Origin of the sequence: Kitasatospora sp. MY 5-36 (assembly GCF_001182915.1) — a bacterium.
GTDB lineage: Bacteria > Actinomycetota > Actinomycetes > Streptomycetales > Streptomycetaceae > Kitasatospora.
The window spans coordinates 1-8,188 of record NZ_LFVW01000521.1; the positions used below are offsets into that span (position 1 = coordinate 1).

10 protein-coding genes, 2 tRNA genes and 1 pseudogene are annotated in these 8,188 nt (G+C 73.1%); 2 read left to right on the forward strand and 11 right to left on the reverse strand.

The window, feature by feature from the left end; all coding sequences use genetic code 11:
• From AE652_RS48520 to AE652_RS28975, 5 genes and pseudogenes are all read right to left on the reverse strand, one after another.
• A pseudogene (locus AE652_RS48520) lies at nt 1-253 on the reverse strand (class E sortase); the annotation flags it as partial.
• Between the two features lie 37 nt (nt 254-290).
• A complete protein-coding gene (locus AE652_RS28960) occupies nt 291-1,385 on the reverse strand; it encodes a class E sortase (protein ID WP_053112322.1) in 1,095 nt (364 codons plus the stop codon).
• Between the two features lie 5 nt (nt 1,386-1,390).
• Entirely contained in the window at nt 1,391-2,056 is a 666-nt protein-coding gene (locus tag AE652_RS28965) for an aminodeoxychorismate/anthranilate synthase component II (RefSeq protein WP_049656792.1), read from the reverse strand.
• 55 nt (nt 2,057-2,111) lie between these two features.
• Nucleotides 2,112-2,291 (reverse strand): hypothetical protein, encoded by a 180-nt coding sequence (locus AE652_RS28970; RefSeq protein WP_049656795.1) that lies wholly within the window; start codon nt 2,289-2,291, stop codon nt 2,112-2,114.
• Between the two features lie 69 nt (nt 2,292-2,360).
• Nucleotides 2,361-3,125 carry a DUF881 domain-containing protein gene (locus AE652_RS28975; RefSeq protein ID WP_369808338.1) on the reverse strand — a complete coding sequence of 255 codons (765 nt, stop codon included), beginning with the start codon at nt 3,123-3,125 and terminating at the stop codon, nt 2,361-2,363.
• 169 nt (nt 3,126-3,294) lie between these two features.
• On the opposite strand from AE652_RS28975, the gene crgA reads away from it, so the two are divergent.
• A complete protein-coding gene (gene crgA / locus AE652_RS28980) occupies nt 3,295-3,543 on the forward strand; it encodes a cell division protein CrgA (protein ID WP_049656797.1) in 249 nt (82 codons plus the stop codon).
• Between the two features lie 347 nt (nt 3,544-3,890).
• Here crgA and AE652_RS28985 read toward each other — a convergent pair whose 3' ends face one another.
• Nucleotides 3,891-4,784 carry a rhomboid family intramembrane serine protease gene (locus AE652_RS28985; protein ID WP_049656798.1) on the reverse strand — a complete coding sequence of 298 codons (894 nt, stop codon included), beginning with the start codon at nt 4,782-4,784 and terminating at the stop codon, nt 3,891-3,893.
• A gap of 260 nt (nt 4,785-5,044) precedes the next feature.
• Here AE652_RS28985 and AE652_RS28990 point away from each other — a divergent pair, with 260 nt between their 5' ends.
• Nucleotides 5,045-5,779: a DUF5324 family protein gene (locus AE652_RS28990; RefSeq protein ID WP_049656800.1), complete on the forward strand. Its 735-nt coding sequence runs from the start codon at nt 5,045-5,047 to the stop codon at nt 5,777-5,779.
• 83 nt (nt 5,780-5,862) lie between these two features.
• Here AE652_RS28990 and AE652_RS28995 read toward each other — a convergent pair.
• From AE652_RS28995 to AE652_RS29010, 5 genes are all read right to left on the reverse strand, one after another.
• A tRNA-Ala gene (locus AE652_RS28995) sits at nt 5,863-5,935 on the reverse strand.
• A 186-nt stretch (nt 5,936-6,121) separates the two neighbouring features.
• On the reverse strand, nt 6,122-6,250 hold the full coding sequence (locus AE652_RS48525) for a DLW-39 family protein (protein WP_014137031.1): 129 nt from the start codon (nt 6,248-6,250) through the stop codon (nt 6,122-6,124).
• Between the two features lie 259 nt (nt 6,251-6,509).
• Complete coding sequence (locus AE652_RS29000; protein ID WP_049656802.1) at nt 6,510-6,872, reverse strand: DUF6191 domain-containing protein; 363 nt, start codon at nt 6,870-6,872, stop codon at nt 6,510-6,512.
• A gap of 164 nt (nt 6,873-7,036) precedes the next feature.
• Nucleotides 7,037-7,113 (reverse strand) — tRNA-Ile (locus AE652_RS29005).
• 16 nt (nt 7,114-7,129) lie between these two features.
• A partial coding sequence (locus AE652_RS29010) for a cyclopropane-fatty-acyl-phospholipid synthase family protein (RefSeq protein ID WP_049656805.1) occupies nt 7,130-8,188 on the reverse strand: 1,059 nt, incomplete at its 5' end.

Sequence of the window (8,188 nt, forward strand, 5' to 3'; positions counted from 1 at the left end):
CGGGGCGCGGGCCCGCGGCCCAGCTGCCGCGCAGCCGGTCGGCGGCCGCCGAGGCCGAGCGGTCCGCCTGCACGTTGGTCCACCAGAGCGAGTAGCCCACGAACAGGCCGAGCACCAGGCCCATGGTGATCAGCAGCTCGCCGAAGACCCCGAGCGCGGCCAGCGCCCGGCTCCGGCCCCGCCCGGCCCGCGGCTCGGGCGGGGCGAAGGCCTCCTGCGCCGGTTCGGCCGATCGCGCGCTCTCGTCCTGCATCTGCGGTGCTCCCCCTCCGGGCCGGGCGGCCGGGCGGCTACCCGCCCGTGATCGCGGCCGGCTTGCCCTGGGCACGCGGCCGTTCCTCGATCATCTTGCCAAAGACGATGAGGCGGAACTTGGAGGTGAACTCCGGCGTGCAGGTGGTCAGGGTGATGTAGCGGCCCGGACCGGCGTACCCCGCGCCGTTCGGCACCGGCTTGATCACGCTCACGTTGTTGGGGGAGGTCTCCGGGATGCCCCCGGTGACCTCGTAGGTGTAGTAGCCGGCCGCGGTCTCCACCACGATCTTGTCGCCCTTGCCGAGCTGGTTGATGTACCGGAACGGCTCGCCGTGGGTGTTGCGGTGGGCGGCCAGCGCGAAGTTGCCCGCCTTGTCGCCCGGCATCCCGGTTCCCGTGTAGTGGCCGACCAGGCCGTTGTCGAGCACCCCCGACTTGGAGGTGCCCTCGGCGATCGGGAACTTCAGCCCCAGCTTGGGCAGGTAGATGATGGCGAAGCCCTTGCCGGGCTCGAACACCTCGGGCTTGTCCGGCGCCGGGGCCGGCTGCCCCGGCTGGACGGGCGCGACGGCCGCGTTGAACTGCTGCTCCAGCTGGTTGCGGGCCCCGTCGGCGGCCGCGTCGGCCTGCACGTTGGTCCACCAGAGCTGGTACGCGACGAAGAGCAGCATCACCACGCCGAGCGTGATGCACAGCTCGCCGACGCTCCGGGCGGCCACCACGAGCACGGACTCCCGGGGGCGCACCCGCCCGGCGCCGCGGCCGTTCGACCGGCGCCGGCCGCTGCCGGAGCGCAGCGAGGTGCGGCCCTGGGCGGCGCGGCGGCGCTCGGCCCGGCCACCGGTGGGGGCCGGTTCGGCGGCCGGCGCGCCGAGGTCCAGGGGCAGCCGCAGCTGGAGGGTCTGGTCGGGCAGCCAGGGGTACTCGGGCCCGTCCACGATGGGCTCCTGGGCCTGCTCGTACACGCCCCAGGCGTCCTCGGGCACGGTCTGCACCGGGATCCCCTGCCGGTACGGCGCACCGCCGGTGCCGTCGTCCTGGCCCGGGTACCGGGGCCCGCCGTACTGCTGCGCGGTGCCGTACGGGTCCGCCTCCGGCTGGAAACGCCCCTCCGGACGCAGCGAGGTCACGCCGGTCAGCCCCGGCCGATCACCGGGGCGAGCCCGGCCGACCGGTCGACCGCCTGCGGGAAGCCGCACTCCGCGAGCCAGTTGGCGAGCATCCGGTGCCCGCCCTCGGTGAGCACCGACTCGGGGTGGAACTGCACGCCCTCGACCGGCAGTTCACGATGCCTGAGCCCCATGATCACGCCGCTCCCGGTGCGCGCGGTGACCACCAGTTCGGCCGGTACGGTGGCCGGCTCGACCGCGAGCGAGTGGTAGCGGGTCGCGGTCAGCGGCGAGGGCAGGCCCTCGAAGACGCCGCCGTCCTCGTGCTCGACCGGCGAGGTCTTGCCGTGCAGCAGCTCGGGCGCCCGGCCGACCACGGCGCCGTACGCGGCCGCGATCGACTGGAGGCCCAGGCAGACGCCGAACACCGGCAGTCCGATCCGCGCGCAGTGGTGCACCATCTCGATGCAGACCCCGGCCTCCTCCGGGGCGCCGGGCCCGGGGGAGAGCAGCACCCCGTCGAAGCCCTCCTCGCCGGAGCGGCGGACGGCGTGCTCGACGGTCACCTCGTCGTTGCGCACCACCTCGCAGGTGGCGCCGAGCTGGTACAGGTACTGGACCAGGTTGAAGACGAAGCTGTCGTAGTTGTCCACCACCAGGATGCGGGGCGGAGTGGTCGGCCGGGTCGTCATGCGCGCGTGGTCTCCGTGGGGTGCGGTGCGGGAAGGGAGTGCCGGGCCCGCCGGCTCAGCCGGTCGCGGCGCCGTCGCCGCCGTCCACTGTGACGTCGCCGAAGGGGAGCAGCGGTTCCGCCCACGGGAAGACGTAGGTGAAGAGGAGGTAGACGATCCCCAGCACGAGGAGCAGCGAAATGACGGCCCGGACCAGGGTGTTCCCCGGGAGGTGACGCCAGATCCAGCCGTACATGGTGCTCCCTCGACGTAGCGGACTGGGTTAAAGAGTAGACCCGCCGTGCGCGCCCGCGGGGCCGGTCCGCTACTGCTGGCCGCCCGCCGAACGCAGCTCGGTGGTGCCGGAGTAGCCGGGCAGGCTCAGCTCGCCGCTCTCCTGGACCTTCCAGCCCAGCCCGTACGCCTGGACGTACTGGAGGTAGTTGCGGACCGTCGGGTCCGCCTCGACGGCCGAGCGCAGGGTGTCCGTCCGCCCGACCGCCCTGACCACGTACGGCGGGGAGTAGACCCGGCCCTGGAGCAGCAGGGTGTTGCCGACGCAGCGGACGGCGCTGGTGGAGATCAGCCGCTGGTCCATCCCCTGCACCCCTTCGGCGCCGCCCCGCCACAGCGCGTTGACGACGGCCTGGATGTCCTGCTGGTGGATGACCAGGTCGTTGACGCCGGGCTCGGGCACCCCCGGGATGCGCGCGGTGGCGTTCGGCGGGGCGTCGTTGAGGGTGACGGTCAGCCCGCCGCCCTGGAGCGGCTCCAGGGCCGCGCCGGAGCGCAGGCCGCCCAGCTGCGCGGCGTTGGCGGGGTCGTGGCCCTGCTGCTCGGTGAGCTGCTGGGCGCGGGCCTGGAGGTCGGCGAGCTGGGACTGCGCCTGCTGGTTCTGGGCGCTGCGCTGGCGGACCACGTCGCCGAGGCTGAGCAACGAGTTGTCGGTCCGCAGGTCGGTGCCGCGGGCGGTCTGCGCGCTGATGTAGAAGAGCAGTCCGGCGAGCGCGAAGACGGCGCAGGTCAGGGCACGTCCGACAATTCGGGTGCCGGAACGGCGGGTACGGGCCGGCTCAGGGGGAATCGACAAATTAGTCACCGTACCCTTATCTCCTCTAGACCCGCCGAGCCACTACGCTAACGGACGCCGGTGGCATGTGGCGGAGCGGTCCCCAGGACGTTTCTCCACAGCCGACCGCGGCCGATTCCACCCGCTGCACCCTGCGCGGTCTCACAGCGCATCGACAGGAGAGCTCCTCGTGCCGAAGTCTCGACTCCGCAAGAAGTCCGACTACACCCCGCCGACCACGGCCGCGGTGAAGATCAGTTCGGGCCGTGGTTGGGTCGCGCCGCTGATGCTCGCGCTGTTCCTGATCGGCCTGGTGTGGATCGTCACCTACTACGTGACCAGCGGCACCTACCCGGTCGAGAGCTGGCGCAACTGGAACATCCTGGTCGGCTTCGGCTTCATCGCCGCCGGCTTCGGCGTCTCCACCCAGTGGAAGTGACGCTCCGCCCGTCCTGAGGCTCGGCTTCGAGCCGTTTCCCGCCGCTCCGGATAGCTCGTCCCGGGGCGGCGGTCAGGCGTGCCCGGAGCCGGGCGGGAGCGCACCGGAATCCGGTCGGTTATCCCCACCATCGGACTGTCGGGCTTATCCACATGGTTATCCACACTGGGGAAAAGTCCCCCGAGCCTGTGGATAACTTTCCCCGGCGGGCCCGTCCACAGCTGTGCACAACTCCCCGGGAACGGGATAACCGCACAGCAGGACACGCGTAGAACACCAGTCCACACCCGGGTGGTCGCACAGCCTGTGCACAACCCCGCACCCGCTGTGGACAAACGTCCGAGGGGTCAGGCCCCGTAGAGGGCCGTCCCGGCCAGCAGCATCCCCGCCTCGACCGCCACCGCGCCCGCCACCGTCAGCCCCTGCACCAGGCCGCGGCGCTCGCGCGGGGCGTACATCAGGCCGACCGCCGTCAGCGAGCCGAGCAGCAGGCCGCCGACGTGCGCCCGCCAGTCGACGCCCGGGCGGGAGAAGGTGACCACCAGGTTGAAGACCAGGAACGCCATCGCCGGGCCGAGCGGGCCCTTGTTCCGCAGCTGCAGCACGATCGTGGCGCCGATCAGCCCGAAGACCGCCCCGGAGGCGCCCACCGAGTTCATCCAGCCGCCGGCCACCAGGAAGGCGAAGGTGCTGCCGCCCAGGCCGGAGACCAGGTAGAGGGCCAGGAAGCGGAGCCGGCCGAGCGCCTCCTCCAGCGACGGGCCGAGCCAGTACAGCACCAGCATGTTCATCCCGACGTGCCACCACTCCAGGTGCAGGAAGGTGGCGGTCAGCAGCCGGTACCACTGGTCCGGGCCGTCGGCGATGCCCGCCGGGCCGCCGAGGATGTCCCGCCCGGCGCTGAACAGCGACCAGGTCTGGCCCAGCCGCGGGGTGAGCACGAAGGCGGCCAGCACCCAGACCACGATGTTGAGCCCGATCAGCACCCGGGTGACCAGCCCGCCGTCGGCGGCCAGGGCCCCGCCGAACCGGGTGGTCGCCTGCCGCGACCCGGTGTGGCCGTTGCCGACGCACTCGGGGCACTGGAAGCCCACCGAGGCGGTCACCATGCACTGCGGGCAGATCGGCCGCTCGCAGCGGGTGCAGGAGACCCCGGTGGGGGTCTGCGGGTGCCGGTAGCAGTCGGGCGGTCCGGCCTCCGGGGACCGGTCGACCGACGGCCTCGGCTCGTCCGGGAGCATCAGCGGGTCCCCTTCCCGTACACGACCTCCGAAACCGCCAGCCTACTGCCGTGCCCCCGCCCCCGGACCGGCTCCCCCACAGCCGGACCCGGCTTTCTCCGCCCCGCCGGGGGCCCTGTCCTCACGCCCGCCCCGTCCGGCCCGCCCCGGCAGGGGCCCCGCGTACGGCCCACCCCGACATGCCTCCGGACAAATCAGCATGCATGATCAGCATTCAGGTGGATATGTGCATAAAGGACACCACCCAGGAGGAGAGACTCGTGAGCTTTTCGGATTCGGCCCGTGAGACGGCCACCAGGACCCGGGACACCGCCGCACAGTTCGCGGACGGCGCCAAGCAGCGCCTCGGCCCCGCCTTGGACGCCTTCGGTCCGAAGGCCGCACAGGCCGCCCACCACCTCCGCTGCCAGTACGACCGGCACCTCGCCCCCCAGTTCGGCCAGGCCTTCGCCAACCTGCCGCCGGAGGCCCAGCAGAACACCCTGAAGGCCCTCCACCGGGCCCAGGAGGCCGCTCTGGCGGCCCGCCTGTCCGCCGCCCGGGCCGCGGACCAGGCGCGCGCCACCGTCGGCCCCAGGGTCGCCCAGGCGGTCGAGGAGGCCCGCGCCACCGTCGGCCCGGTCGCCCACGAGGCCCAGGCCCGCGGCGCCGCCGCGCTGACCGCCCTCCAGGGCAACGTCAGCTCGGCCGAGATCAGCGAGCTGGCCGCCCGGAACGCCAGGAAGGAGCAGTGCAACCGCCTGGCCACCGGCCTCGCCGTGGCCGGCCTGCTGGCGATCGGCGGCGGCATCGTGGCCTGGCAGTGGTGGCGCCGGCACAGCAACCCGGAGTGGCTGGTCGAGCCCCCGGCCCCGCAGGAGCCCCGGCCGGCCGGGGCGCACGCCGCCTCCACGCCGGTGAACGGCTCCGGCCCGGAGGCCGTCGCCGAGTCGACGGACGGGTCCCCGACCGCCGGGAAGGACGGCCCCGCCGAGGACGGCCCCGGGTCGCGCTGACCGTACGGACGAACGCCCGGAAACGCCGATCGGCCGCCGACCAGGATCCTGGTCGGCGGCCGATCGGCTACTGCTGTGGGCTGTGGAGCATAGGAGACTCGAACTCCTGACATCTGCCTTGCAAAGGCAGCGCTCTACCAACTGAGCTAATGCCCCTCGACGGCACCGCGCGCGTGCCAACGGGCACTAGCGTACCGGTTTCCGGCGCGATTCCCAGCGCCGTCCCCCCGGAACGGTGCCGTTCCAAGGGGTCGGCCGGTCCGGTTCGTCGACCGGGCCGGCCGGCCCGGGAGGCGCCGACGGGCGCCTCCGGAGTTCGTCGATCGTCAGATCGCCGGGGGCTCAGCGACCGGCCGGGACCGGGTCGGTGGCCTCGGTCCACAGGTCCTGCTCGGCGCGGTCCGCCTGGACCTGACGGTAGACAAAGAAGCCGCCGAGGGCGACCAGGGCGACCAGGAGAAGCTTCTTCACCGCGGGACCTCGTCCTTCTTGCGTTGGTGGACTCAAGAGCCGGATCCGGCCGGACTGACCGGGCCGACGAGTCCAGTTGTGTTTCGAGCGCGAACGGGCGGCCGGGTGCCAGACTGCCCTTGCGGCCGATGATACACACCGGTGTCCCAATCGTGACCAGCCACCGGTGCGGCCAACCCGGCGGTCCGGTCCCAGGATTGACGCCGCACCTCCTAGCGGGCGGTCCGACCGTGCCCGGACCGTCCCGCGCGCCCGCGGATCAGACCCGGCCCGCCGAGCCGTCCGCGGGTCCGCCCGCCATCCCGTCCGCCGGGCGGCCCGGCGCCACCACCACGGCGGTGCCGTTCGCCAGGTCCACCCTGGTCCGCGGCGGCGCCCCCTCGCCCTCCTCGTCCCGCAGCATCAGGGTGCTGCGACGTTCGTCCAGCTCGTGCTGCTTGCCCGCGGCGAACTGCGCGTGCAGCTGCTCGAACCCGGTGGCCGAGATCTGCCCCTCCCGGCCCGTCCCCCGCCAGGGCACCCAGCGGGCGCGGCGCGCCCGCAGTGCCAGTTGATCGAGCGCGGCCAGCACCACCAGGGCGCAGACCAGTCCGGGGATGCTCATCGCCCAGAACACCGCCATGCCGTCACCAACCCTCCACCGTCCCTCCCCCGAGAACCGTCGGGAGGGGCGCGCGGTTCCCGGTCCGGCGGCGGGAATGCGGTGGGAACGCGGCGGGACGCGCGGAGGCAGCGCGGCGGGAAACGTCGAAGGGCCCGGAGTGGATCACTCCGGGCCCTTCGCGGTGGTGGGCCTAACAGGACTTGAACCTGTGGCCTCTTCCTTATCAGGGAAGCGCTCTAACCGTCTGAGCTATAGGCCCTCGCCGCACTGAAAGATTAGCGGACCGACGGCCGATCTCCCAAATCCGGGTCGGCCGGGGCTGCGGCGGCACCCCCCGCGACCAGCTGCGGCGCACCCACGGAGGGGCGCAGCAGCCACTCCTCGCGGGTCGGCGGCAGGCCCGCCGCGCCCTCCTCGGTGCTGCGGACGGCGAGGACCTGGTTGATCCCGATCCGGTTCTGCTCGAAGGCGAGCGCGGAGGCCGCCATGTACAGCCGCCAGACCCGGGCCCGGCCGCGGCCGACCAGCCGGACCGCCTCCGTCCAGTGCGCCTCCAGGTTGGCCACCCACTCGCGCAGGGTCAGCCCGTAGTGCTCGCGCAGCGACTCGACGTCCCGGACCTCGAAGCCGGCCTCCTCCAGCCGGGCCACCGTGGACCCGACGGGGGAGAGCTCGCCGTCCGGGAAGACGTAGCGGTCGATGAAGGGGCTGGTGCGGTGCGGCACCCCGGGGATGTCGGGGCGGCGGGCGATCTGGTGGTTGAGCAGCCGGCCGCCGGGCACCAGCAGCCGGTACAGGCCCTCGGCGTAGACCCGGTACTGCTCGGAGCCGACGTGCTCGGCCATCCCGACGCTGGAGATCGCGTCGAAGGGCCCGTCGGTGATCTCCCGGTAGTCCTGGAGCCGGACCTCGACCCGGTCGGACAGCCCGGCCTCCTCGACCCTGGCGCGGGCCAGCGCGACCTGCTCCGTGGAGATGGAGACGCCGACCGCGGTGACCCCGTAGTGCTTCGCCGCGTGCAGCAGCAGCGAGCCCCAGCCGCAGCCGACGTCCAGCAGGCGCATCCCGGGGCGCAGGCCGAGCTTGCGGCAGATCAGGTCGAGCTTGGCCTCCTGGGCCGCCTCCAGGCTCTTCGCCTCGGGCGCCCAGTAGGCGCACGAGTAGACCATCGAGGAGCCCAGCACGATCCGGTAGAAGTCGTTCCCGACGTCGTAGTGGTGGCTGATGGCCGCGCGGTCGCGGCTGCGGCTGTGCAGCCGCCCGGGGGCCCTGCGGACCTCCTCGCGGGGCGGCTCGGGCTCGAGGCCGACCGCCCCGGCCCGCAGCGCGGCGGC

Excerpts from the sequence above, each read along its gene's own strand:
- AE652_RS28965 (WP_049656792.1), bottom strand. The coding sequence starts at position 2,056 with ATGACGACCCGGCCGACCACTCCGCCCCGCATCCTGGTGGTGGACAAC.
- AE652_RS28970 (WP_049656795.1), bottom strand. The coding sequence starts at position 2,291 with ATGTACGGCTGGATCTGGCGTCACCTCCCGGGGAACACCCTGGTCCGG.
- AE652_RS28985 (WP_049656798.1), bottom strand. The coding sequence starts at position 4,784 with ATGCTCCCGGACGAGCCGAGGCCGTCGGTCGACCGGTCCCCGGAGGCC.
- AE652_RS29000 (WP_049656802.1), bottom strand. The coding sequence starts at position 6,872 with ATGGCGGTGTTCTGGGCGATGAGCATCCCCGGACTGGTCTGCGCCCTG.